This is a genomic window from Nocardioides sp. YIM B13467, from assembly GCF_042788075.1.
Taxonomy (GTDB): Bacteria; Actinomycetota; Actinomycetes; order Propionibacteriales; family Nocardioidaceae; genus Nocardioides.
This window is the reverse complement of record NZ_JBHZPJ010000046.1, coordinates 4,132,900-4,157,937: the sequence shown is the minus strand read 5'-3', so window position 1 is coordinate 4,157,937 and position 25,038 is coordinate 4,132,900. Positions and strand designations below refer to the sequence as shown.

At 69.7% G+C, this 25,038-nt stretch carries 21 protein-coding genes and 1 pseudogene; 11 read left to right on the top strand and 11 right to left on the bottom strand.

Features of this window, described 5'->3' with window-relative positions; all coding sequences use genetic code 11:
* Nucleotides 1–17 precede the first annotated feature (17 nt).
* Genes ACFX43_RS27165 through ACFX43_RS27150 form a run of 4 tightly spaced genes read left to right on the top strand, consistent with a single transcriptional unit; the run spans nt 18 to nt 4,193 of the window.
* The gene (locus tag ACFX43_RS27165; protein WP_378839068.1) at nt 18–1,988 is read left to right on the top strand and encodes a primary-amine oxidase; all 1,971 of its coding nucleotides are present in this window, start codon (nt 18–20) and stop codon (nt 1,986–1,988) included.
* A complete protein-coding gene (locus ACFX43_RS27160; RefSeq protein ID WP_378839065.1) occupies nt 1,985–2,518 on the top strand; it encodes a hypothetical protein in 534 nt (177 codons plus the stop codon). Before ACFX43_RS27165 ends, ACFX43_RS27160 begins: the two co-directional genes overlap by 4 nt.
* A 20-nt stretch (nt 2,519–2,538) precedes the next feature.
* Nucleotides 2,539–3,846 (top strand): flavin monoamine oxidase family protein, encoded by a 1,308-nt coding sequence (locus ACFX43_RS27155; protein ID WP_378839062.1) that lies wholly within the window; start codon nt 2,539–2,541, stop codon nt 3,844–3,846.
* Nucleotides 3,847–3,881: 35 nt separating this feature from the next.
* Nucleotides 3,882–4,193: a hypothetical protein gene (locus tag ACFX43_RS27150; protein ID WP_378839059.1), complete on the top strand. Its 312-nt coding sequence runs from the start codon at nt 3,882–3,884 to the stop codon at nt 4,191–4,193.
* 125 nt (nt 4,194–4,318) lie between these two features.
* Here ACFX43_RS27150 and ACFX43_RS27145 read toward each other — a convergent pair whose 3' ends face one another.
* Nucleotides 4,319–4,522 carry a helix-turn-helix domain-containing protein gene (locus tag ACFX43_RS27145; protein WP_378839056.1) on the bottom strand — a complete coding sequence of 68 codons (204 nt, stop codon included), beginning with the start codon at nt 4,520–4,522 and terminating at the stop codon, nt 4,319–4,321.
* Between the two features lie 187 nt (nt 4,523–4,709).
* Nucleotides 4,710–5,174: a MaoC family dehydratase gene (locus ACFX43_RS27140; RefSeq protein ID WP_378839051.1), complete on the bottom strand. Its 465-nt coding sequence runs from the start codon at nt 5,172–5,174 to the stop codon at nt 4,710–4,712.
* Between the two features lie 89 nt (nt 5,175–5,263).
* Between ACFX43_RS27140 and ACFX43_RS27135 the strand changes: the two genes are divergently transcribed.
* Nucleotides 5,264–6,019, top strand: a complete 756-nt coding sequence (locus tag ACFX43_RS27135; protein ID WP_378839048.1) for an SDR family NAD(P)-dependent oxidoreductase — start codon at nt 5,264–5,266, stop codon at nt 6,017–6,019.
* 61 nt (nt 6,020–6,080) lie between these two features.
* Here the strand turns inward: ACFX43_RS27135 and ACFX43_RS27130 are convergent, their stop codons facing one another.
* Nucleotides 6,081–7,286: an acyl-CoA dehydrogenase family protein gene (locus ACFX43_RS27130; RefSeq protein WP_378839038.1), complete on the bottom strand. Its 1,206-nt coding sequence runs from the start codon at nt 7,284–7,286 to the stop codon at nt 6,081–6,083.
* Between the two features lie 22 nt (nt 7,287–7,308).
* A complete protein-coding gene (locus ACFX43_RS27125) occupies nt 7,309–8,346 on the bottom strand; it encodes a phosphotransferase family protein (RefSeq protein ID WP_378839033.1) in 1,038 nt (345 codons plus the stop codon).
* A 62-nt stretch (nt 8,347–8,408) separates the two neighbouring features.
* Here ACFX43_RS27125 and ACFX43_RS27120 point away from each other — a divergent pair.
* A pseudogene (locus ACFX43_RS27120) lies at nt 8,409–9,428 on the top strand (acyl-CoA dehydrogenase family protein); the annotation flags it as partial.
* Between the two features lies 1 nt (nt 9,429).
* On the opposite strand, the gene ACFX43_RS27115 reads toward ACFX43_RS27120, so the two are convergent.
* The 7 genes from ACFX43_RS27115 to mraZ form a co-directional block, all read right to left on the bottom strand.
* Nucleotides 9,430–10,566: a Mur ligase family protein gene (locus ACFX43_RS27115; RefSeq protein ID WP_378839028.1), complete on the bottom strand. Its 1,137-nt coding sequence runs from the start codon at nt 10,564–10,566 to the stop codon at nt 9,430–9,432.
* A 61-nt stretch (nt 10,567–10,627) separates the two neighbouring features.
* The gene (locus tag ACFX43_RS27110) at nt 10,628–12,343 is read right to left on the bottom strand and encodes an MFS transporter (RefSeq protein WP_378839023.1); all 1,716 of its coding nucleotides are present in this window, start codon (nt 12,341–12,343) and stop codon (nt 10,628–10,630) included.
* Between the two features lie 56 nt (nt 12,344–12,399).
* Nucleotides 12,400–12,834, bottom strand: a complete 435-nt coding sequence (locus tag ACFX43_RS27105; RefSeq protein ID WP_378839020.1) for a MarR family winged helix-turn-helix transcriptional regulator — start codon at nt 12,832–12,834, stop codon at nt 12,400–12,402.
* A gap of 154 nt (nt 12,835–12,988) precedes the next feature.
* Complete coding sequence (locus ACFX43_RS27100) at nt 12,989–14,812, bottom strand: peptidoglycan D,D-transpeptidase FtsI family protein (RefSeq protein WP_378839017.1); 1,824 nt, start codon at nt 14,810–14,812, stop codon at nt 12,989–12,991.
* 12 nt (nt 14,813–14,824) lie between these two features.
* Nucleotides 14,825–15,406 (bottom strand): hypothetical protein, encoded by a 582-nt coding sequence (locus tag ACFX43_RS27095; RefSeq protein ID WP_378839010.1) that lies wholly within the window; start codon nt 15,404–15,406, stop codon nt 14,825–14,827.
* Entirely contained in the window at nt 15,403–16,401 is a 999-nt protein-coding gene (gene rsmH, locus ACFX43_RS27090) for a 16S rRNA (cytosine(1402)-N(4))-methyltransferase RsmH (RefSeq protein WP_378839007.1), read from the bottom strand. The genes ACFX43_RS27095 and rsmH overlap by 4 nt, the downstream gene beginning before the upstream one ends.
* A 248-nt stretch (nt 16,402–16,649) precedes the next feature.
* Nucleotides 16,650–17,063 carry a division/cell wall cluster transcriptional repressor MraZ gene (mraZ, locus tag ACFX43_RS27085; protein ID WP_231380332.1) on the bottom strand — a complete coding sequence of 138 codons (414 nt, stop codon included), beginning with the start codon at nt 17,061–17,063 and terminating at the stop codon, nt 16,650–16,652.
* Nucleotides 17,064–17,326: 263 nt separating this feature from the next.
* Between mraZ and ACFX43_RS27080 the strand changes: the two genes are divergently transcribed.
* From ACFX43_RS27080 to murD, 5 genes are all read left to right on the top strand, one after another.
* Nucleotides 17,327–18,304, top strand: coding sequence for an AAA family ATPase (locus tag ACFX43_RS27080; RefSeq protein WP_378839000.1), 978 nt, complete (start codon nt 17,327–17,329; stop codon nt 18,302–18,304).
* 29 nt (nt 18,305–18,333) lie between these two features.
* Nucleotides 18,334–19,626: a DUF58 domain-containing protein gene (locus ACFX43_RS27075; protein WP_378838997.1), complete on the top strand. Its 1,293-nt coding sequence runs from the start codon at nt 18,334–18,336 to the stop codon at nt 19,624–19,626.
* Nucleotides 19,623–22,238 carry a transglutaminaseTgpA domain-containing protein gene (locus ACFX43_RS27070; RefSeq protein ID WP_378838992.1) on the top strand — a complete coding sequence of 872 codons (2,616 nt, stop codon included), beginning with the start codon at nt 19,623–19,625 and terminating at the stop codon, nt 22,236–22,238. Before ACFX43_RS27075 ends, ACFX43_RS27070 begins: the two co-directional genes overlap by 4 nt.
* A gap of 138 nt (nt 22,239–22,376) precedes the next feature.
* Entirely contained in the window at nt 22,377–23,495 is a 1,119-nt protein-coding gene (mraY, locus tag ACFX43_RS27065; protein WP_160024331.1) for a phospho-N-acetylmuramoyl-pentapeptide-transferase, read from the top strand.
* Complete coding sequence (gene murD / locus ACFX43_RS27060) at nt 23,495–24,958, top strand: UDP-N-acetylmuramoyl-L-alanine--D-glutamate ligase (RefSeq protein WP_378838982.1); 1,464 nt, start codon at nt 23,495–23,497, stop codon at nt 24,956–24,958. Before mraY ends, murD begins: the two co-directional genes overlap by 1 nt.
* Nucleotides 24,959–25,038 lie beyond the last annotated feature (80 nt).

The window sequence follows — 25,038 nt, the reverse complement described above, 5'->3', positions numbered from 1 at the left end:
CCCGAGGAGTGATCTTCATGAGCATCGACACCATCACCGCCAGCCAGACCGACACGCACCCGCTCGCCCCGTTGAGCGCCGCCGAGATCACCGCGTTCCGCGAGGTCCTCCTCGCCGAAGGCATGGTCACCGACGCGACCCGGTTCGCCTACGTCTCCCTCGTCGAGCCTTCCAAGGAGGTCGTCGCCGCATACGTCCCAGGGGCCCCGGTTCGCCGGCAGGTGCGGGCGCTGCTGCTGGACCTCGCCGAGCGTACGACGGTCTGGGTCGACGTCGACGTCACCGCCGAAACGGTGCTGGAGACTCGCCCGATCGCGCCCGGAACGGGTCAGGGGCCGATCCTCGACGAGGACTTCGAGCGGGTGGACGGCATCTGCAAGGCCGACGAGCACTGGGTGGAGGCGGTCCGCCGGCGCGGCATCACAGATCTAGACCAGCTGCGCTGCGTCGCGCTGTCGGCAGGGTCGTTCGACTACAAGGACGAGCGTGACGTACGCGCCGCTCGGGTGCTCGCCTTCCAGCTGACCCACCCGACCGACTCGATGTGGGCACATCCCGTGGACGGCGTGGTCGCACACGTCGACCTGACGAACCAGCGCGTGCTGCGGGTCGTCGAGACCGACATCGACCACGTGCCCGACGAGTCGGGGGACTACCTCGATCCCGATGTCCGTGGCCCGGTCCGCGACAGCCTCAAACCGCTGGTCATCGCCCAGCCGGAGGGCGTCTCGTTCACCCTCGAGGACAACGTCCTGACCTGGGAGAACTGGAGCGTACGCCTCGGCTTCAACGGCCGCGAGGGACTCACGCTCCACCGGATCACCTTCGGTGACCACGGCACCGAGCGCCCGATCATCAACCGTGCCTCGATCGCTGAGATGGTCGTGCCCTACGGCGATCCGACCCCGACGCACGACTGGCAGAACTACTTCGACGTGGGGGAGTACCAGTTCGGCAGGCTGGCCAATTCCCTCGAGCTCGGCTGCGACTGTCTGGGAGAGATCACCTACGTCTCCGCGACCGTCGCCGACGACCACGGCAATCCTCGCGAGATCAAGAACGCCATCTGCATCCACGAGGAGGACTTCGGCATCCTGTGGAAGCACAACGACATGTTCTCCGGCACCAGCGAGGTACGCAGGCAACGCCGGCTCGTGATCTCGTTCTTCGTGACCGTGGGCAACTACGACTACGGCTTCTACTGGTACCTCTACCTCGACGGCGGCATCGAGCTCGAGGCCAAGGCCACCGGCATCGTCTTCACCTCCGGTCACCCGGGTGGTGACTACCCGTACGCGACCGAGCTCGCCCCCGGCCTCGGCGCGCCGGTGCACCAGCACCTGTTCTCCGCCCGGCTCGACATGGAGGTCGACGGGATCACCAACGCGGTCGAGGAGATCGACGTCGTCCGGGTTCCGATGGGGGAGGGGAACCCCGTCGGCAACGCGTTCACCCGCTCGATCAGGCGGTTGCGTACGGAGTCGGAGGCGCAGCGTGAGGCGGATGCGTCCGTCGGCCGCACCTGGGCGGTCGTGAACACCGAGAAGGCCAACCGCATGGGCCGGCGCCCGGCGTACGTCCTGTTCCCGACCCAGTCGCCGCTGCTCCTCGCCGCAGACGGCGCCTCCATTCGAGAGCGGGCGAGCTTCGCGACCAAGGCCTTGTGGGTCACCCGGTACGACGACGAGCAGCTGTGGGCGTCCGGCGAGCTGGTGAACCAGCACCCGGGCGGTGCCGGCTTGCCGACCTACGCCCAAGAAGACCGGGACATCGACGGTCAGGACATCGTGCTGTGGCACACCTTCGGCCTCACTCACTTCCCGCGGCTCGAGGACTGGCCGATCATGCCTGTCGACTACGCCGGCTTCGTGCTGAAGCCCGACGGCTTCTTCGACCGCAACCCCACCCTCGACCTGCCCGCGCCGGCGAAGCACTGTGATGCAGACCCGGCCGAGACGTCGAGCGGATGCTGCGGGAGCGACTCATGAGCGAGGCGTTGCACGCTGGTGCGGTTCTCCCGGCCGCGCTCGGCGTGTGCTGCGTGGCCGTGGACCGCCGCCGGATCGCTGAACTGGTGGCCGGTGTGGTGATGGTCCTCGCCATGGTGGACATGGCGCTGGGGTCCGCGGTCGTGGCTCCGGCCGGTGGTTGGGCCGTCGTCCTCCTCGCGCTCGCCGGGGCGCTGATGCTGGCGGAACGGCGACAGCTCGTCCCGCCCTGCCGGCACGGTGCGTTCGGCACGGCGCTGATGGGGGTCTGCGCCGCCTTGATGGCGGTGCGCGGCCATGTCCACGTGTTGGCGGTCGATCACCACGACGTCGGCAACGCCCACGCTGCCGGCCACGAGCTGGCTCTTGCCGGACTGTGCGTCGTAGCGGTGTTCGGCACCGCGGCATATCTCGTCATGACCGTTCGCGAGCTACGGCGCGAAGATGTCACCTGGATCGACAGGATCGGAGCAGTCGCCATGCCCCTGTCCCTGCTGTTGATGCTCGCCGCCGCGCTCCAGCCCGTGTGATGGCCCACCGAAGGAGAATCATGAACAACTATGTCGATGTCGTCATCATCGGAGGCGGTTTCGCGGGTGTGACTGCGGCTCGGGAGCTCACCCAGGCCGGTCGCAGCGTCGTCCTCCTCGAGGCGCGCAGCCGCCTTGGTGGGCGCACATGGACCCGGGAGTCGCCGCTCGGTCGGACCCTGGAGATCGGCGGAACCTGGGTGCACTGGATCCAGCCCCACGTCTGGGCAGAGATCGTCCGCTACGACCTGGGGATCGTGCCCAGCCCGGTCCCGGAACGTGCGCTCTGGCTCACCGACGGACAGGTGAAGGAGGGCACTCCGGACGAGCTGATCGACCTGCTTGATCCCGGGATGCGGGCCGTGCTGGATCCTGCCATGCGGCACTTCCCCAATCCCCACCAGCCCGACCTCGACGTCCCGGAGCTCAAGGAGGCGGACACGCTCAGCTTCCGGGAGAAGCTCGACTCCCTGGACGTATCGGCAGAGCAACGCGACGTGCTCGACGGCATGTGGGCGCTCAACTTCAACGGCCACCCGGAGAACTCGGCCTGGACCCAGGGGCTCCGCTGGGCAGCGTTGTCCGGGGGAAGCTGGCAGCTCATGTTCGAGGCATGCGCGACGTACAAGCTGGCCGGCGGGACTCGTGCACTCCTCGACGCCGTCGCAAGCGACGCCGGCGCCGCGGACATCCGGTTGGACACCGCGGTCCGGCGGGTCGTGCACGACGCGGCCGGGGTGAGCGTGACCACCGAGTCGGGCGAGGTCGTGTCGGCGAAGCAGGCGATCATCACCCTGCCGCTCAACGCACTCCGTTCTGTCGAGTTCGAGCCGGCGCTGAGCCCGGTCAAGGCGAAGGCTGCTGCGGAGGGCCAAGCCTCGACCGGGTGCAAGTTCTGGGCGCGGATCCAGGGCGAGCTGGCGCCGTTCGTGGCCATGGCCACGAGCAAGGAGCCGATGACGTTCGCCCAGTTGGAGTACCACGTCGACGGCGACAGTCTCGTCGTCGGCTTCGGGCCTGACGCGGACGGCCTCGACGTCACCGACCGTGCTGCCGTCGAGTCGGGGCTACGGCAATGGCTGCCGGATGTCCGGGTGGTCGCGGTGGACGGCCACGACTGGGTCCACGATCCGTACTCCCAAGAGACCTGGCCGATGCTTCGCCCCGGACAGCTCACCGAGGCGATGTCAGAGCTGCGAGCGCCGGAGTCACGAGTACGCCTCGCCGGCTCTGACTACGCAGAGGGGTGGGCCGGGTTCATCGACGGTGCCATCGAGAGCGCCAAGCGGTCGGCACGCCGAGTGCTGGCCGACCTTGGCGAGAAGTGACCGCAAACTGGAACTGTTAAGGAACAGAGAAACAAATGGCTGTATTCGTGGAATATGTGAGCTACCGGGCCGACGACATCGAGGAGGAGAAGCTGATGGAGCTGCGCCGGCAGGCGATCCTCGACGTCAAGGCCGCACACCCCGCGTTGGTGGATGTGCCGTGTGTCGCGCGACTGGACGACGGGTCATACACCGACGTCTGGATCTATGCCACCCAGGAAGCCGCCGAGACGGCCAACGCGGGAGCCCATGACATCCCTGGTTTCTTGGCATTCGTGGAACACACCACCGACACCGAGATTCGGGCCGGGGCCATGCTGGATGGAGCAGCCAGCCCTCTCGACTGATCAGGCGCTGATTGCCTTGCTGGGCGCTGCGGCCCCGGGCATCGCCCGGCATCGCAGCTCCAACGACGGTCCCGCCGACGTATGCCAATGGTGGTTCTGCCTCGGCGTGAGGGGCTTGAACCGGGCTATGGGTCAAGATGGCGCGGAGAGTTCGACGCCCCGGGTTCGAGTTGCAGGCGCCGTTCGGTTGGGGGCCGCCCGAGCAGCTCCGCGATCTGGTCGAGGCGGTAGCGGATGGTGTTGTGGTGCAGGCCGAGTCGAGCTGCGGTCGCTCCGAAGTTGCTGTGGCCTCGTAGAAGGCCAGCAGCATCGTCCGCTGGTGCAGACACGTCTTCATCCGCACGCTCATCACCGGCAAGCAGGACACCGAGCCAGGTCGTTCGATCGAGCAGGTGTCGAACACGGGTCAGTACCAGTAGTCCTCGGAACCAACAAAGATCGGCCTGTCATCGCGGATACGTGGTGGCAGGCCGATCTGCGTGGCTCACAGCGCGCTGCTCGGCGCCTGACAGCGGCTCAGTCCGCTGCCGGGAGAACCAGCATCAGCGCCTCGACGACGCATGCCGGCCGCTCCTGGTCCTCGATCTCGATCGTGTAGCGCACCCGGGCGAGGACGCCGGCGCCGGAGTCGTCGGCCGAGACGATCGTCGCGCGGGCTCGTATGCGATCGCCGGGGCGGACGGGGGAGAGGAACCGGACCTTGTCGAGCCCGTAGTTGAGGGCGCGGCCGATACTGGCGAACGTGAACATGTCGCTGCTCAGGCGAGGGATCAGCGACAGGGTCAGATAGCCGTGAGCGATCGTGCTGCCGAGGTCGCTGCCGGCCGCCCGTTCGGTGTCGACGTGGATCCACTGCCAGTCCTCGGTCACGTCCGCGAAGGACGAGATGCGGGGCTGGTCGATCTCGAACCACGGGCCTGGGCCGAGGTCGGTGCCGGTGGCGGCGCGTACGCCGTCGATCCCGTCGAGGGTCAACGTCATGATTCCTCCTGGATTGAATTCGGTTTAGGTATCGTACTCCGTGGAGGGCCGATCGTGATGAGCCTCCACCGAGTGAACGGAGTGAAGAGATGGGTCGATTCAAGGGGCGCGTCGTCGTCGTGACTGGGGCCGCGCGCGGCATCGGGTACGCCTGCGCCCAGCGTTTCGCGGAGGAGGGCGGCCAGGTCGCGGTGCTCGATCTCGACGACACGGCTGCCAAGGAGGCGGCCGCAAAGCTTCCTGGTAGCGGTCATCTGGGCATCGGGGCCGACGTGTCTGCGTCGGCGGCCGTCGAGGAGGCGATCGGGCGCGTGGTCGCCGAGCTCGGTGGGCTGCACGTGCTGATGAACAACGCCGGCATCACCCGCGACAACCTGCTCTTCAAGATGTCGGAGGCCGACTGGGACCAGGTCGTCGACGTGCACCTCAAGGGCGCGTTCCTGATGTCGCAGGCAGCGCAGAAGCACTTCGTGAAGCAGCGCTACGGGAAGATCGTCAACGTCTCCTCGACCTCCGCGCTCGGCAACCGCGGCCAGGCCAACTACTCGGCCGCCAAGATGGGCATCCAGGGCTTCACGCGCACGCTGGCGATCGAGCTCGGGCCGTACGGCGTCAATGTCAACGCCATCGCTCCCGGGTTCATCGCCACCGAGATGACCGATCAGACCGCTGCGCGTCTGGGGCTCGAGCCGGACGAGTTCCGCAGGCTCAACGCGGAGGCCAACCCGGTCAAGCGGGTCGGTATGCCGGAGGACATCGCTGCCACCGCGGCGTTCCTGGCGAGCGACGAGGGGTCGTACGTCACTGGTCAGACGCTGTACGTCGACGGTGGCGGCAAGCTCTGACCCGCGCCGAACGCGCTGCTCCCGGTGGACGAGCCGCGAGGTCCGACCGCCGGGAGCAGGATCAGCCGACGTACGGCGGGGTCTTCCTCATCTCCAGCCGCGCCACCGTCCGGCGATGGACGGCGTCGGGACCGTCGACGATGCGCAGGACTCGTGCCCAGGCATAGAAGTACGCCAGCGGGGTGTCGTCGGAGACGCCGGCACCACCGAACACCTCGATCGCGCGGTCGATGACCGCGGTGGCCATCGCGGGCGCCGAGACCTTGATCGCGCTGACCTCGCTACGGGCGTTCTTGATCCCGTAGGTGTCGATCTTCCAGGCCGCGTCGAGGACATGGAGCCGGGCCTGATCGATCTCGATACGTGACTGCGCGATGTGGTCCTGAACGTTGGCGTAGTCGGACAGCGGTTGTCCGAACGCGACCCGGCTCCGTGCGCGTTCGACCATGAGCGCGAGGGCGCGCTCAGCCATGCCGATGGCCCGCATCGCGTGATGGATCCGCCCCGGCCCGAGCCGTGCCTGGGAGATGCGGAACCCGTCGCCCTCCTCGGCGAGGAGGTTGCCGGCCGGGACGCGTACGTCACGGAAGACGATCTCCGAGTGTCCGTGCTGGTCCTGGTAGCCGAAGATGGGCAGGTGCCGTTGGATCTCGAGGCCCGGGGCATCTCGAGGGACCAGCACCATCGACTGCTGCCGGTGGGTCTCGGCGTCGGGGTCCGTCTTCCCCATGACGATGAGGATCTGGCAGCGCTCGTCGGCGACGCCGGTGATGAACCACTTGCGGCCGTTGATGACGTAGTCGTCGCCGTCGCGGGTGATGAGGGTGGTGATGTTGGTGGCGTCGGAGGAGGCGACCTCCGGCTCGGTCATCGCGAAGGCCGAGCGGATCTCGCCGGCCAGGAGCGGCTCGAGCCACTGCTTGCGCTGCTCGTCGGTGGCGAACAGCTCGAGGGTCTCCATGTTGCCGGTGTCCGGTGCCTGACAGTTGATCGCCTCGGGCGCGATCACAGGCGACCAGCCGGAGATCTCGGCGACCGACGCGTAGTCGGCGTTGGTCAGACCGGAGTGCTGGGGGAGGAACAGGTTCCACAGCCCGCGTCTGCGCGCCTCGTGTTTCAGGTCCTCCATGACCGGCGGATGCGTGTGCTCGCCGTGCTCGCGCAGGTGTGCGTGCCAGACCGGCTCGGCGGGGAAGACATGCGTACGCATGAAGTCCCACATGTTCTCGCAGGCCTCCTGGGCCTTGGCCGACGGTGCGAAGTCCATCTTGATGCTCCTAGGGATCGGATCAGATCAGGTCGAGGCCGGCGCGGGCGAGCGCGAGGATCTCGTCGTCGAGGTCACCGAAGTCCTGGCCGCCCATCGCTCCCTCGCGGGACCTGGTGGCGACCCCCTGGGCGATGACGGCGAACTTGAAGTGGGCCAGCGCGAGGTGAAAGTCCAGGTCGTCGAGGCTCAGCCCGGTCGCGCGGGCGTAGCGCTCCAGCAGCTGCGAACGGGTCGGGAAGCCGGGCTGGTCGGTGACGGTCGGCGTCAGCGAGGAGATCGGCGGTTCGCCCGGGTGGCGCCAGAACATCAACGCATAGCCGAGGTCGGTGAGCGGGTCGCCGAGCGTGGACAGCTCCCAGTCGAGGACCGCGTTGATCCTCCCCGGGTCGTCGAGGTCGAAGACGCAGTTGTCGATGCGGTAGTCGCCGTGGACGATCGAGGTGGCCCGCTGTGCGGGTACGTGGCCGCGGAGACGGTCTGCGAGCTCGTCGACCTCGGGTACGTCGTGGCTGCGCGAGCTCTCCCACTGCCTGGTCCAGCGGCGTACCTGTCGCTCGGCGTAGCCGTCCGGGCGGCCGTAGCCGGCCAGGCCGACCTGGTCCGGGTCGACGCAGTGGAGTGCGGCGAGGGTGTCGATGAAGGCGAAGCCGAGGCGCTCCCGCTCCTCGGCGGTCGCTGCGTACCCGGTGGGGAGGGCATTGCGGATGATGTGACCGCGGACGCGCTCCATCAGGTAGCAGCGGATCCCGATCAGCTCGCCGGCGTCGGCCCTCACGATTCGCGGTACCGGCACGGGCGAGCCCGCCAGTGCCGACTGCACGCGCGCCTCGCGGAGCATGTCGTGAGCGCTCGGCAGCAGCTCGCCGGTCGGTGGGCGGCGCAGCACGAGCTCGCCGGCGGGGGAGGAGAGCAGGAAGGTCAGGTTCGACTTGCCGCCGCTGATCAGCTCGGCTCCGACCTCACTCCACCCGGTCTCGCCGGTCTCCTCGACCAGTGCTGGCGCGAGCCGTTCGAGTCCCGCCAGCTCTGCCGCCGACGCCGTCGCGATCTCGGTCATCACGCCTCCTGTCGCTCGTTGTGCCGGGCGCTCTTGTAATTGAAGTGAATTCAAGTAGTGTGATGACGATAGCGGATACCCGGTCCGAGGAGAAGCCCATGACCCAGAGCCTGGCCGTCTGGCCAGAAGCCGCCCCGTCCATCGTTGCGCCGGTCGCAGAGCACGAGGAGCTGCGCGACGTGGTTCGTCATCTGCTCGATCGCGACGCTGACCATCAGGCCGTACGTCGCGCCGCCGACTCGGCGCGAGGTTGGTCCGAGGACCTGTGGCGCAGGCTGAACAAGGAGGTGGAGATCAGCTCGATGATCGTCCCCGAGGAGCGCGGGGGAGCCGGCTTCGGCCTGCGCGACCTCGCCGTCGTGCTGGAGGAGTCAGGGGCGGCTCTGCTTCCCGAGCCCGTCCTCGAGTCCTCGGTGCTGACCGCGCTGACGTTCTCCCTCGCGGACGACACTGTGGCGGTCCGTGAGCTGCTGGCCGCCGTCATGGCGGGCGACCTCGTCGGCACGGTCGCGCTCGCCGGATCGGTCCAGGTGGCTGGCGGCAGGGCCACCGGGACTCTCGCCCGAGTCGTCGCAGGTGCCGACAGCGACCTCGTCGTGTTCGGTGGCGAGGACGGAGTCTTCGTCGTGCGCAGCACCGACCCCGGTGTCGAGAGCCGCCGGCTCGAGGTCCTCGACACGACCCGTCGTCAGGCCGACGTCGTGCTCAGCGGGGCAGAGGTCGTCGGCGTCGTCGGTCCCGAGAGGGCCGAGCAGGTCCTGACGCACGTGCGCCGGGCCGCCACTGCCGCCGTCGCGGCCGAGCATGTCGGCATCGTCCGCCATCAGCTCGACACCGTGATCGAGTACGTCGGTCAGAGGGAGCAGTTCGGGCGGCCGATCGGTTCCTTCCAGGCGATCAAGCATCGCCTCGCCGACGTACTCGCCGACCTTCAGCGTGCGCGCTCAGCCGTCGTCTACGCGGCGGCGCTCTACGACGAGGCCCCGGATGCGGCCCTGGCTGCCGAGGTCGCCGGGGCCGTGGCCACCGATGCCGTTATCCGAACGGTGCACGAGGCGGTGCAGCTGCATGGCGGCATCGGGTTCACCTGGGAGCATCCGGCCCACTTCTACGTACGGCGGGCCCTGGGGGACGAGGGCATCTTCGGCAGTNGACCCCGGAGCCCTTGGCGAGGGCGGTCGCGACGTCGCGCACCACCGTTTCCTCGCCGTACGCGTGGTGGATGCTGGCCAAGGCGGCGAGGGTGTTGCTGACGTTGTAGTCGCCGGCCAGCGGGCTGGCGCCCGGGAACTCCAGGCCGTCGGGGCCGTGGACGGTGAAGCTGGAGCCGTCGGGACGCAGCTCGACGTCGGTGGCGCGCCAGTCGGCGGTGTCGTCGTGCAGCGCGTAGGTGAGGATCGGGATGCTTGCCTCGGCGGCGAGGCGGCGGCCGTGCTCGTCGTCGATGTTGACGATGCCCAACATCGCCCGCTCCGGGGTGAACAGGTCGGCCTTCGCCGCGTAGTAGTCCTCGACCGTCTCGTGGAAGTCGAGGTGATCGCGGCCCAGGTTGAGGAAGACGGCGACGTCGAAGACGACCCCGTCGACGCGGCCCATCACCAGGGCGTGCGAGGAGACCTCCATGGCGCACGCCTCGGTCCCCTCCTCGACCATCCGGGCGAAGAGACCGTGGAGGTCGGGAGCCTCGGGCGTGGTCAGCGGCGTCTTCACGTCGCGCCCGCCGATCCGGGTGCCGACGGTGCCGATGACGCCGGCGCGGTGGCCGGCGTCGAGCAGCGCGCTCTCGGCCAGCCGGGTGGTCGTCGTCTTGCCCTGGGTGCCGGTCACCCCGATCAGCCGCAGCTTGCCCGACGGGTTGCCGTAGACGCGGGCCGAGAGCGAGCCGAGCACCTTGCGCGGCTTCTCGACGAGCAGTACGGGCACCTCACCGAGACCCTGGGCCTCCAGCTCGGCGGCGCCGGCGGCGTCGGTGAGCACCGCGACCGCCCCGGCCTCGACGGCACTGGCGGCGTAGCTGGCGCCATGCGCCCGGCTCCCGGGGAGGGCGGCGTAGAGATCACCGGGCAGCACCCGTTGGGAGCTCAGCGTGACCCCGGTGACACGGGCCTCGCCGCGTACGTCCAGATCGAACTCGCCGGCCAGCTCGGCCAGCGTCACCGGCTCGGTCACTCGCGGGCGGGTCGGGCTCTTGGGATCCGCCGTCTCGTACGCACTGCTCACCTGGCGAAGGTTATCCGCCCGGCGGGACCAGGTCCCGCCGGGCCGACCCCTGGCGTGGCGTTCAGGCGTGGCGTAGCTGGGTCAATGCGGCAGCACTGAGCTCGTGCGGCTCCTGGCCGGGAACGACGAGCACGACAGGTACGCCGGCGTTCCGCACGACCGCGAAGGTGATCGAGCCGTCGGCGAGCTGGGCGGCACGGCCCCGGGGCGAGGAGCCGAGCGCGATCGTGCGGACCCGGGCCTCGGTGGCGTACCTGGCCAGCACCATCCCGGCGCTGGCGTGGTCGCCGACGCTGTGCAGCACCAGGCCGGTCGCGGTCACGCCGCGGGCCGCGAGGCGGTCCAGATGGGCGCGTACCGTCGCGGCGGCCATCTCCGGCTCCTCGGCGTCGATCGCCAGCTCCTCGACCACCTCGGTCTCGCGGACGTGGACGACCTCGAGCGGTGCGCCCTCGGCTGCGGCCATCTCGGCTGCCCGGTCGACGACCGCGTCGGCGTCGAGGGTGGCGCCGACAGCGACCAGCACCGGCCGGCCCTCACCGCGGACCGGGCCGACGGGCTCGAGCGTCGGCGTGACCGGCTCGGCGGTCTCGGCCGACTCGGCGGCCGTGATCAGCTTGTGACCGCTGGCCAGGACGGGGATCGCGATCAGGAAGGCCGCGGCGCCGACGTAGAAGGCCACCGACTGGTCGGTCGCCTCGGCGATCTTGCCCGCGGCGAAGGGTGCGAGACCGCCGCCGATGAAGCGTACGAAACCGTAGGCCGACGACGCGATCGGCCGCTCCACCGGCGAGACCAGCATGACCGCCTGGGTGGTCAGCGTGTTGTTGAGGCCGACGAAGATGCCGGACAGGATCACGGCCACGATGACCACGGTCGGCGAGGAGACGCCCAGGCCGATGACGGCGAGCAGAGCACCGAGACCGAGAAGGTTCACGTAGAGGGTCGGCGCGGTGCCGAAGCGGCGCTGCGCCCACGGCGCGCCCCACACGGCGAAGACGGCGACCAGGATGCCCCAGGCGAAGAAGACCCAGCCGAGCTGGAGCGGGTCGTGCAGCCCCATCGGGTAGGGCGCGTATCCGAGCAGGGTGAAGAAGCCCCAGTTGTAGAGCAGCGCCATGATGCCCATCGTCAGCAGCCCGCGGTGGCGCAGCGCGGCGAGCGGCGCGAGCAGGGTGACCTTCTTCTCCGGCTTGGGCGTCGGCGGCAGGAAGACCAGGGTGGCCACCAGCGCGATCGCCATCAGCGCGGAGACGCCGAAGAACGGGCCGCGCCAGGAGATGCCACCGAGGACGCCGCCGAGGAGCGGACCGACCGCGATGCCGAGGCCGAGCGCGGTCTCGTAGAGGATGATCGCCCCCGCGAACCCGCCGGTCGCCGAGCCGACGATGACGGCCAGGCTGGTGGAGATGAACAGCGCGTTGCCCAGGCCCCAGCCGGCCCGGAAGCCGACGATGCCGTCGACACCGTCGCCGGTCCCGGCCAGCCCGGCGAACACCACGATCAGCACCAGGCCGAGGATCAGCGTCCACTTGGCGCCGATCCGGCTGGAGACCCAGCCGACGCCGATCATCGCCACGGCGGTCACCACGAGGTAGCTGGTGAACAGCAGCGACACCTGCGCCGGCGTCGCGGCCAACTCCTCGGCGAGGACCGGCAGGATCGGGTCGACGAGCCCGATGCCCATGAACGACACCACGCACGCGAACGCGACCGCCCACACGGCGCGTGGTTGCTTGAACGGACTTGCGGCAGCTGCCCCTTGGTGGGAGCTCATTCTTCTTGCCTCTTCTCAGACGTTGGTTTCGTACGCGTCGCCGGCAGGCCGGCGCGTCAGGAATCGAGCACGGCGTCGACGAGCCGGTCTAGTGCGGGCAGCGCCGCCGCGATGGCGACACGGTCCTCGGCGGAGACCCGGGCCAGGGCGGCGTCGAGCACACCGGCACGCTGCCCGCGCCTGGTCTCGAGGACCTCTCGTCCGGCGTCGGTGACCTCGACCAGGACCGCCCGCCTGTCGGCGTCATCGGCGACCCGGGCGAGCATCCCCTGCTGAGTCAGCCGGTTGACCAGCTGCGTCATCGCGGGCTGGGACACCCCGGCCACCCGAGCCAGGTCGGTGACCCGCTGCGGGCCCGTCCTCGCCAGGCCGGCCAGCACCGTGGCCGCCGTCGGCGACACGTCCCCTGCGGTCGACACCTCCCGCACCAGTCGCACCACCTTCTCGAGGGCGAGCGAGAGGTCACGTCCGGAGGCAGAAGTCGTGCTCACCCAAGAAACATAACATACCTATGTTATGCATTTCGGGCGGATCATCTGTCTCATCCGTCACAGCGCACAGGCAATGCCTGCACTTCTCCGGTGTTGCAATGCCAGAGAAGTGCAGGAATACCCGGTGAACCGGGTATTCCTGCGACCGCGCAACTCACCAACCAGTAGGCATCTTCGAAGGCTCGGTGCCGGTCGGCGGGACGCCGTAGCGACGCAGGGCGAAGGACATGATCTGGGAGAAGACCGGGCCGGTGACGGTGCCGCCGCCACCGCCGTTGCCGGGGTTGTGGATGGCCACGTAGACCGTGAACCGCGGGTCGTCGGTGGGGGCGAAACCGCCGAAGGAGACCGTGGTGGTGCCGTCGTAGCACTTGCACTCGGAGTTGACCCGCTGCGCGGTTCCGGTCTTGCCGGAGACGCGGTAACCGGGGACGGCGGCCTGCTTGGCGGTGCCGTTGACGGGGTCGTTGATGACCCGCTCCATCATCTCCGCGGTCTGGGAGGCGGCCTCCTCGGAGACCACACGGGTGCGATCGGCGGTGTCGGTGCCGACCTCGATGCCGGAGTTGTTGGTGGCGCTCCCGGCGATGAGACTGGGATCGATGCGTACGCCGCCGTTGGCGATCGTGTTGAGCGCGGCGGTCATCTGCACGGCGTTGACCGAGATCGACTGGCCGAAGTCGATGCGGTCCTCGTCGGCCGGGTTCCAGGTCTCCGGCGAGGCGAGCAGACCGGCCGACTCGGTGTCGAGACCGAGGCCCGTGCGCCGGCCCTGACCGAAGGCGGCCAGGTAGTCGCGCAGCTGGCCGTCCTCGTACTTGTCGGCGGCCATCACGGTGCCGATGTTGGAGGACTTCGCGATCACCCCGGCCAGGGTGAGCTTCTCCATGCCGTGCTCGTACCAGTCGTGGATGTCGGCGTCGCCCGAGCGGTAGGACCCCGGCACCTTGAGCCGGGTCGAGGGCGAGACGAGCCCCTGGTCGAGCAGGCCGGCGACGGTGAGCACCTTCTGCACCGAGCCCGGCTCGTAGACGTTGGACAGCGCCGCGCTCCCCCGCAGAGTCTTGGGCGAGGCCGCCGGGTCGCGGGCGTCGAAGGTCGGGTAGTCGGCCAGGCTCAGGATCTCGCCGGTCTGGGTGTCCATGACCACCGCCATCCCCGACTCCGCGCGCGACTTCTGCACGGCGTCCATCAGGGTCTGCTGCACGTAGTACTGCAGGTCGCGGTCGATGGTGAGGGTCAGGTCGGTGCCGTCGACCGGATCGACGCGGTTGTTGGTGCCCAGCGGCATCCGGGTGCCGCTGACCGGGCTGGTCGCGTCGTACTCGGCGTGGCCGTCCTTGCCGGCCAGGTGCTTGTCGAAGGCTGCCTCGAGGCCTGCCAGCGGGCCGTCGTTGCCGAGGAAGCCGACCAGGTTGGCCGCGACGTCGCCGTTGGGGTAGTTGCGCAGCGGGTCGCGGCTGGTCCACAACCCCTGGTAACCCTCCTTGCCCGCCTTCTCGACCGCGGCGGTCGCCTGGGTCGCGGGCACCTGACGCTTGATGTATTGGAACCGGCTGCCGTCCTTGCGGAGCTTCGAGAGCGCCGAGGCGTAGTCGACCCCGAGCTCCTTGGCCAGGAACGCGGCGATCGCCGGGGCGTCCTTCTTCGTCTGCTTCGGGTCGGCCAGGACCATCAGCCCGTCGGAGGAGTCGGCCAGCGCCTCGCCGTCACGGTCGAGGATCTCGCCGCGCTCGGCCGGAAGCACGACATCGACGACGTTCTCGGCGGCCGCCATCGCGGCGTACGAGTGCGGGTCGATGCCCTGCAGCTGCACCAGCCGGCCCCCGAAGACCGAGAGCACCATCGCCACCAGGATGAAGCCGACGCGGAGCCGGATGTGCACCGGCCCGCGTCGCTGCGTCGCCTTCGGCGTCGACCGCGCGGCAGGGCGGCGCGCCGGCCGGCGGACCTTCCGCTTGACCTGTCGCTGGGCCATCGCTCCGCTCCCCTACCGGGCCTCGCCCGAAGACGTACGCTGCTGCTCCTCGGCCGCTTCCCGGGCGCGCTTCTTCTCGGCGAGCTCGGCCGCCTTCTTCTTCGCGGCGGCCGCCTCGGCCGCCTTCTGCTCGGCGACCAGCACGCTGTAGGGCTTGGCGACCTTCGGGTGCAGCGGCGGTGTCGCGGACCGGTCGGCCGCGGCCGCCTCGCCCTCGATCTTCGCCTCGGGGACCCGGAGCATGGCCGCGTTCTGCGGGACGACCATGCCGAGATCCTTCGCCTTGGCGGCGATCTTGTGCGGGTCCTCCATCTTCTTCAGCTCACCGTCGAGCGCCTGCTCCCGGGCGGCCAGCGTGGTCGCCTGCTCCTGGAGACGCTGCTCCTGGAAGGCCGACTGCTGCATGGAGGTGTTGAAGACCAGCAGACCCACGACGCCACCGATGAGCAGCATCGAGACGAGCACGACGAACGGCAGCCGCGGCGCCATCGGGGCAGGCAGCGGCGCAGGCACGGCGGTGAGCCGTGTCTGGGTCGTCTCGTTGGCCCGGTCCGGGCTGCGCACGGGCGCCTGTGGCGCGGCGGCGATGCTCATCTGGCTGCTCCAGGGTTCGGCTTGGGAAGGTTGGTTCGGGGCTTGGTGCGCTCCACCGCGCGCAGTCGCACCGAGGCGGCGCGCGGGTTCTCCTCGATCTCTGCCTCGTTGGCCTGCTCGGCACCACGGGTGAGCAGGCGGAACGACGGCTCGGCCTCGGGCGGCACGAACGGCATGTCGGGAGGTACGTCCAGCTTGGTCGCCTCGGTGAAGGCCCGCTTGGTGAGCCGGTCCTCGAGCGAGTGGTAGGACTCGACCACCACGCGGCCACCGACGCCGACGGCCTCGAGCGAGTCCGGCAGTGCCGTACGCAGCGCCCCGAGCTCGTCGTTGACCTCCATCCGCAGCGCCTGGAAGGTGCGCTTGGCCGGATGTCCGCCGGTGCGACGGGCAGGTGCCGGGATCTCCGCGTAGAGCAGCTCCACCAGAGGCCCGCTCGTCGTGAACGGCACCGTCTCGCGACGCTTGACGATGGCGTAGGCGATCTTCTTGGCGAACTTCTCCTCCCCGTAGTCCCGCAGGATCCGGGTCAGGTCCGCCGCGGAGTAGTTGTTGAGGACGTCCGCCGCGGTCTGGCCCCGGGTGGCGTCCATCCGCATGTCGAGCGGCGCGTCCTCCGCGTAGGCGAAGCCACGCTCGCGCTGGTCGAGCTGCATCGAGGAGACGCCGAGGTCGAAGAGGACCGCCTGGACCTCGTCCAGGCCCTGCCCGGCGACGACGTCGAGGATCTCGTCGTAGACCGCGTGGACGCCTGTCCACCGGTCGCCGAAGCGGGCCAGCCGCTCCCCCGCGATGCCGAGGGCGTAGGTGTCTCGGTCGATGCCGATCACCCGCGACCCGGGAACGCGCTCGAGGACGGCCTCCGTGTGACCACCGTGACCGGTCGTGCAGTCGACGAGCACGCCACCATCGGCGAGCGCCGGCGCGAGCAGGTCGACGATGCGGTCGAGCATCACCGGCACGTGCTTCTGGTTCGTCACCGCCTCGACCCCCATCGCACGGCTTCGTCTGGTGTGTGTTCTCCCCCAGCTCTTTGGCAGAGCTACGGGCTGACAACGCCGCGGATCCGCAGAGCCAGGTCTCATGCCCGCTCCGTCACCAGGTGCCGTCCGGAGCCGGGGAAGGTGCCCCGGATGGCTGGATGAGTGGAGCGGGACTGAGACCTCGTCCTGCGGATCCGCTGTTGACTTGTTTCGGTTCTGATCAGCTCTGCTGCTTGTCGCTTTGTCGATCTGTCCCTTTATCAGTCCGTCGACTCGTCGAGGTCTGCGAACTTGGCCTGTGCACCCGCGGAGTACTCCGCCCACTTGGCCGGGTCCCAGATCTCGATCCGGTCCATCACACCGATCACGACCACGTCCTTGACGATCCCGGCGTAGTCGCGCAGGAGCGGCGGAATGCCGATCCGGCCCTGCTTGTCGGGTGTCGTCTGCTCGGCCCCCGCAAAGAGGACACGGGCGTAGTCACGCGCGTCCCGAGAGGTGAGCGGCGTCTGCTGGGCCCGCTGCGCCTCCTGCATGAAGACGTCCTCGGGCCACACCACGAGGCAGTTCTCCTGACCTTGCGTCACGACAACCCCCTCCGCCAGTCGATCTCGGAACTTTGCCGGGAGGAAGATCCGGCCCTTCTCATCGAGCTTCGGCGTGTACGTGCCCATGAAGAACATGTGCTCGCCCCCGCGGTCAGCTCAACGTGGATCGTTCCTCCACTTTGCCCCACCGTACCCCACAATCCCCCACATTCAAACCACCTTCCTCCCCCACGAGGCGATTTCCCACCACCGCCCGCTCCCCCGGCCCGCGTGCGGCGGAGGCCGGCGGCGTACCGCCTACAGGTCACAGTCGGGTGAATGACGCAGACGCCCGTAGGCGCTACCCCGTACGGTGTTCCCATAAGCAGGGTGAGTCGGAAGGACGCGACGTGACGACGCCGTTGGAGGCCTCATCGCATGGGGCAGAGATCGAGACATTGGTGCGGGTCGCGGGCCGCATTCGCGACAGCATCGAGAAGGTGATCGAAGGAAAGACCGACGTCGTCGACTCCACGCTGACCGTGCTGCTCGCCGAGGGACACCTCCTGATCGAGGACGTGCCCGGGGTCGGCAAGACCCAGCTCGCGAAGGCGCTCGCGCGCTCGATCGACTGTTCGGTGCGCCGCATCCAGTTCACGCCCGACCTGCTCCCGAGCGATGTCACCGGGGTGTCGATCTTCAACCAGAACACCCGGGAGTTCGAGTTCCGCCCGGGTGGCATCTTCGCGAACATCGTCGTCGGCGACGAGATCAACCGTGCCTCCCCCAAGACCCAGTCGGCGCTGCTGGAGTGCATGGAGGAGCACCAGGTCACCGTCGACAACGTGACCTACCAGCTGGAGTCGCCGTTCATGGTGATCGCGACCCAGAACCCGATCGAGATGGAGGGGACGTACGCCCTCCCCGAGGCGCAGCGCGACCGGTTCATGGCGCGGGTCTCGGTCGGCTATCCGCCGGTCGCCTCCGAGATCGCGATGCTGGCCAACCACAGCGCGGCCAACCCGCTCGACGACCTCGACCCGGTCACCGACGCGGTGGAGATCCGCAAGCTCGTCGGCGTCGTCAACCAGGTCTACGTCTCGGAGGCGGTCCGCCGCTACACCGTGGCGCTGACCGCGGCGACCCGCACCAACAACGAGCTCGCCCTGGGCGCCTCGCCGCGGGCGAGCCTCCACCTGCTGCGGGCCGCCAAGGCTCATGCCGCTCTGCACGGACGCGAGTTCGTCCTTCCCGATGACGTACGCAGGCTGACCGGTCCGGTCCTTGCCCATCGTCTTCTCCCCAGCGCCTCCGCGGCGATGCACGGCCGGTCGGTCACCGACATCCTCGAGTCCGTCGTGTCCGCCGTGCCGGTGCCACAGACCTGACCCTCGGGCCGACTTCAAGGAGGGGCGCGATGCGTGAGGCACTGTCCGGACTGACCATCCGGGGCCGGGCTTTCCTGGCCGCCGGGATCACCGCCATCGTCTGCGGGATCCTGCTGGACCAGTCCACACTGTCCCGGATCGGGATGCTGCTGGTCGCGCTGCCGCTGGTCACCGTGGTGGTCGCCGCCTGGGGCCGCTACCGGCTCGCGCTCGTCCGCCACATCGAGCCGCACCTGACCGAGGCCGGTCAGCCGGCCAAGGTCGAGCTCACCATCGCCAACGAGGGCCGGATCCCCACCGGGACCCTGCTGCTGGAGGAGACGGTGCCGTACGCCCTGGGTGGGCGCCCGCGCTTCGTGGTCGACCGGATCGGCTTCGGGTGGCGTCACAAGCTCGGCTACCAGATCCGCTCCGAGATCCGGGGCCGCTTCGACATCGGCCCGATGCGCGTGACCGTGGCCGACCCGTTCGGACTGGTCGAGCTCAACCGCGCCTTCCAGTCCACGGTCCCGTTCACGGTCACGCCGAGAGTGGTCCCGCTGCCCCCGACTCCCCTGACCGGCAACGCGACCTCGTCGGGCGACTCCCGGCCGAGGGCGTTCCTCGGTGGCAGCGCGGAGGACGTCACGGTGCGTGAGTACCGCCGCGGCGACGAGCTGCGGCGGGTGCACTGGCGCAGCTCGGCCCGCCTCGGCGAGCTGATGGTGCGCCGCGAGGAGCAGCCCTGGCAGGCCCGTGCCACCGTCTTCCTCGACAACCGTCGCTCGGTCCACCGCGGCCAGGGCGCAGGCTCCTCCTTCGAGCACGCCGTCGTGGTCGCCGCCTCGGTCGCGGTGCACCTGGTCGAGGCCGGCTACTCGGTGCGGCTGGTGACCTCCGGCGGAAACACCCCCGGCGCCGCGGGCAGCGGTGAGCTCAACGCCGGCTGGCACGACCGCGAGGGCCAGGCCGACGCGGCCGCCCTGCTGGAGGCGCTCGCCGTGGTCGAGACCGTCCAGCACCACCGCATCGACGCCTCCTGGATCGGCGAGGCCGGGCAGGGCGGAGTCACCGTCGCGGTTCTCGGCTCTCTCGACGAGGACGACGCCGGCGTGCTTCGCCGGGTACGTCACCACACCGGGTCCGCGCTCGCCTTCTCGCTCGCCGTCGACGGCTGGAGCGCGGTGCACCTGGCGCCGGAGCAACGCCGGCCCAGCGGCGTACCTCTGCTCATCCAGCACGGCTGGAAGGCGGTCGAGCTCGGGGTCGGCGACTCGGTGGCCACGCGCTGGCGCGAGCTCGGCACCCGGGGCGCGGCAGCAGGAGCGGGGGCAGCGCGATGATGACCTCCCGAGACGCACGCGGCGTCATGCCCGCCATGGCGGTGCCGCTGACCTGCTTCCTGACGGTGCTGTTCGCGCTGTCGTCATGGGGATCGTTCACGAGCACCCGGTTCCCCTACCTCGGCCCGATCCTGGTCGCCGGCCTGCTCGTGGTCGGCACCGGCATCTCCGCGCGGCTGCTGCGCGTGCACGGCTCGGTCGTGGTCCTGCTGCAGGTGCTTCTCGGCACCATCGCGACGGGCCTCCTGGTCGTGCAGCACCCCTTCCCCATCACCGGCGGCGGCCGGGCACGGGTCACGGCCGAGATGACCGAGGCGTACGTCGCGTTCAACCCGTTCGACCTGCCGATGTCCGGGTCGGAGGTGGCGCCCTACCTCATCCCGGGTGGTGTCGCGGCGGTGCTGCTGGCCGACATCCTCGCCGTCTCGCTGCGGCGGCCGCCGATGATGGGGCTGGTGGTGCTGGGCGTATTCACGGTGCCGTTCAGCATCATCGGCGCCGGTGGCTGGGGCGGGGTCTCCTGGGTCGTCTTCGCGCTCACCGCGATCTCGTTCCTGGTGATGCTGCGCCTCGACCGAGCCCAGCAGCTGAGCCGATGGGGCCGGCGCCTCGACGACGACCTCCCGGTGGTGCCCGCCGCCGGGCCGGCGGTCATCGGCGTCTCCGCCGTCGTGATCGCCCTGCTCACCCCGGCTTGGCTGCCCAGCCCGAACGTCTCCCTTCCCGGTCTGGGTCCGGGCGACGGCAACGGCCCCCTGCGAGTGATCAACCCGACCGTCGGGCTCTACGACGACCTGCGCCGGCAGAGCGACCAGGTGATGGTGTCCGTGACCCCCGTCTACGGCGACACCGAGACTCCCCCGTCGTATCTCCGCGTCGGCGCCCTGACCAAGTTCACCGGCACGGAGTGGACCTCCGGCAACCGCGACGTGCCCTCCGACCACAGCGGCGTGGCCACCTTCGAGCCGCCGATGTCCGACGCGTCCCTGCTCGGCGATCCCACGACCTACCAACTGCGGGCGAGCGCGAAGTTCCAGTCGACCTGGCTGCCGATCTTCGCCCATCCCCTCGAGGTCACCGCCCGGGGGCCGTGGCGCTACGACGAGGACACCCTCGACTTCATGTCCACCGAAGGCAGGGACCAGACCGTCGCCGGGCAGAGCTGGCGGATGACCGCCGCCCCCGTCGAGCCCTCCCAGGAGCGCCTCCTCGCCGCCGGCGACCCAGGCGTCGGCGCCCCGCCGGGCATGACCGACCTGCCGCTGCTCCCCGACGAGATCGAGGAGATCGCGTTGGAGCGGACCGCCGGCCAGGACCGGCCGTTCGCCAAGGCGGTCGCCCTGCAGAACTGGTTCCGCCACAGCGGGGAGTTCACCTACAGCCTGGAGCGTGACGTCGGCTCCGACAGCGCGGCCCTGCTGGACTTCCTGACCGACAACAAGATCGGCTACTGCCAGCAGTACGCCACGGCCATGGCCGTGCTCGCTCGCGAGCTCGGCATCCCGGCCCGGGTCGCCTTCGGCTTCCTGGGCGGCGACCAGGACGAGGACGGCGTGTGGCAGTTCCGCGGCCGCGATCTGCACGCCTGGCCCGAGCTGTGGTTCGAGGACATCGGCTGGATCCGCTTCGAGCCGACCCCGGCGGCCGCCGACACCAGCGAGCCCGGCTACACCACCGGTGCGCTGGGCAACGCCCGCAACGAGCCGGAGGCGCCCGTTCCCAGCGCCGGCACGAGCGTCGCGCCGGTGCCCAACCGGCCGCAGCGCGAGGAGCCGGACACACCAGAAGTCGCCGACACCGGCGCCGAGGAGTCCAACGCCGGCGCCGTCTGGACCGGTCTGAGCATCGTGGCCCTGGTCGGCCTGATCGCGCTCGCGGCGCCGGCCGTGATCCGGCGCCGGCGGCGTACGACGCGGCTCGCGGGCGACGCCGAGGCCGGCTGGAGCGAGCTGGGCGACACCGCGATCGACCTCGGTCTCCCCTGGACCGGGACCCGTTCACCCCGGGAGGAGGCCACTGGCCTGGCCCCGCATCTGCAGGATCGCGAGCCGATGCTCGCGCTGCAGCGGATCGTGGCCGCCGTCGAGCGCAACCGCTACGCGGAGCACNTCGCGACCGCCCTCGCCAAGGGCTCCGGCGTCCCGGGACGCCTCGAGCGGATCGACGAGGGCCAGCCGTTCACCGTCGTGGTCGACTACGCGCACAAGCCGGACGCGGTCGAGGCCGCGCTCGGCACGCTCCGTCCGCTGACCGAGTCCCGGCTGATCGTCGTGATCGGTGCCGGGGGAGACCGCGACACCGGCAAGCGGCCGATCATGGGGGAGATCAGCGCGCGGCTGGCCGACCACGTGATCGTCACCGACGACAACCCGCGCACCGAGAACCCGGCGAGCATCCGGCGACAGGTGCTGGAGGGCACGACCGGCGGCAGCGCGAGCGTCGAGGAGATCGGCGACAGGCGTGCCGCGATCGTCCGCGCGATCAGCCTCGCCGAGCCCGGCGACATCGTCGTCGTCGCAGGTAAGGGGCATGAGACGGGCCAGGAGATCAACGGCGTCACCCACCCGTTCGACGACCGCGAGGTCGTGCGTACGGCGTTGGCGTCACAGTGATCGATGTGCTGATACGGCGGGGTGCCGCAGAGCCGGCGAACCCGTAGGGAAGAATGCCGGGGGCCGGTGTCTTCGCTATGCACACCGGCCCGGGGGCAAGGACATGGAACGGCATGGCAAGGAAGGCACCCGGCTGACATGAGAGCGATCTTGCTGAGCGGAGCGATTGCGCTTCTGTTCTCGCTGCTCGGCACCCGATTTGCGATCGTACAGTTCACGAAGTTGGGCTACGGCCAGGAGATCCGCGAGGACGGCCCGACCACCCACCGCACCAAGCGCGGCACCCCGACCATGGGTGGCGTCGCGATCGTGATCTCGGTCGTCGTGGGCTACTTCGCGGCCAAGCTGTTGACCGGGGACGCCCCGAGCGCGACGGCCTATCTGCTGCTCTTCCTCCTGGTGGGCATGGCCGCGGTCGGCTTCGTCGACGACTTCATCAAGGTCTTCATGCAGCGCAACCTCGGTCTGCGCGCGTGGTCCAAGATGGTCGGGCAGACGCTGGTCGCGGTGGGCTTCGGCGCGGTGGCGATCCACCCGGGGCTGGCCAATGCCGACGGCATCACGCCGGCGGCCGACCAGCTCTCCTTCATCCGTGACTTCGGTCCACACTTCCTCGGCGGGGACGGGATCCTCTACTGGCTCGGTGGCGCCCTGCTGCTGGTCATCTTCTGGATCATGGTCACCGGCACGTCCAACGCCACCAACCTCACCGACGGCCTGGACGGTCTGCTGGCGGCCTCCTCGGCGATCGTCTTCGCGGCTTACACGATCATCTCGATCTGGCAGAACAACCAGCGCTGCGGCCGCCCGAGCGTCGAGATCGGCACCTGCTACGAGGTGCGCGACCCGCTCGACATGGCGATCCTCGGCGCCGCGATCAGCGGCGCCTGCATCGGCTTCCTGTGGTGGAACGCGAGCCCCGCGAGGATCTTCATGGGTGACACCGGCTCGCTCGCGCTCGGCTCCGTGCTGGCCGGGTTCGCGATCCTGTCGCACACCGAGTTCCTGCTGATCATCCTCGGTGGCCTCTTCGTCACCGAGACGGTCTCGGTGATCCTGCAGACGGGCTGGTTCAAGATCACCCGCAAGGTGACCGGCACCCCGAAGCGGATCTTCCGGATGACACCGATCCATCACCACTTCGAGATGCTCGGCTGGGAACAGGTCACCGTGGTGATCCGGTTCTGGATCATCACCGGCCTCTGCGTCGCGGCCGGTCTGGGAATCTTCTACGCCGAATGGGTGGCGACCATCTGATGACTGAGCCTGACGACAAGTCCGCGAAGCTCGACAAGCTCGGCCGCAACGACTCCTGGGAGGGCGTGAAGGCGGTCGTGGCCGGCTTCGGCGTCTCCGGTTTCGCCGCCGCCGACAACCTCACCCACCTGGGTGCCTCGGTGATCGCGCTCGACGAGTCGCCGGGCGACGAGGAGCGCCAGGAGAAGGCCAAGCTCCTCGGCATCCTGGGTGCCGACGTACGCCTCGGCGAGGGTGCCACCCACGTGCTGCCCGACGACGTCGACGTCGTGGTCACCTCACCCGGCTGGAGGCCGACGGCTCCGCTGCTCGCCCAGGCGCGCGAGCGCGGCATCCCGATCTGGGGAGAGGTCGAGCTCGCCTGGCGGCTGCGCGACCCCGACAACGCCGCCCCCTGGCTGGCGGTCACCGGCACCAACGGCAAGACCACGACCGTGCAGATGCTCGACAACATCCTGCGTACCGCCGGGCTCCGGTCCGTCGCCGTCGGCAACGTCGGCCTGCCGATCGTCGAGGCCGTGATGGACCCCGAGCCCTACGACGTCTTCGCCGTGGAGCTCTCCTCCTTCCAGCTCCACTACACCTCCTCGATGGGCGCCGAGGCCGCCGTCGTCCTCAACATCGCCGAGGACCACCTCGACTGGTACCCCTCGATGAAGGAGTACGCCGCCGACAAGGGCCGCGTCTACGAGGGCGTCGAGCGCGCCTGCGTCTACAACGTCGCCGACGAGGCCACGCTGCACCTGGTCGAGGAGGCCGACGTCGTCGAGGGCGCCCGCGCGATCGGCTTCACCCTCGGCACCCCGGCGGTGGGCCAGCTCGGGATCGTCGAGGACATCCTGGTCGACCGTGCCTTCATCGAGGAGCGTCAGACCTCCGCCGCGGAGCTGTGCCAGATCTCCGACCTCGCCTCCTCCGCGCCCCACTACGTCCAGAACGCGCTGGCCGCGGCCGCGCTCGCCCGGGCGCACGGGGTCTCCCAGGCCGCCGTACGCGACGGGCTGAAGTCCTTCCGCCCCGACGGCCACCGCATCGAGGTCGTCGCCGAGGCCGGCGGCGTCACCTGGGTCGACGACTCCAAGGCGACCAACCCGCACGCCGCCCAGGCCTCGCTGCAGGCCTACGACCCGGTGATCTGGATCGCCGGCGGGCTGGCCAAGGGTGCCCGCTTCGACGACCTGGTCGCCTCCATTCACGACCGGCTGCGGGCAGTCATCCTGATCGGCCAGGACCGCGACGTCATCGCCTCCGCCCTCGCCGCCCACGCCGGCGACCTGGAGATCGTCGAGCTCGACGACCCCGACGGCGTGGCCGCTCTCGCGGAGGCCGTCGAGATCGCCGCAGCCCTGGCCAAGCCCGGCGACACCGTGCTGCTGGCCCCCGGCTGCGCCAGCCAGGACCAGTTCCGCGACTACAAGGCCCGCGGCGACGCCTTCGCCGACGCCGTACGCCGCCAGCTCTGACCCCACCCGCCTCGGCCGGGGCGACACGCGGGGGAGATGCGCCGCGATCGTAGAGACGGCGGCGAGAATGTAATGGACGT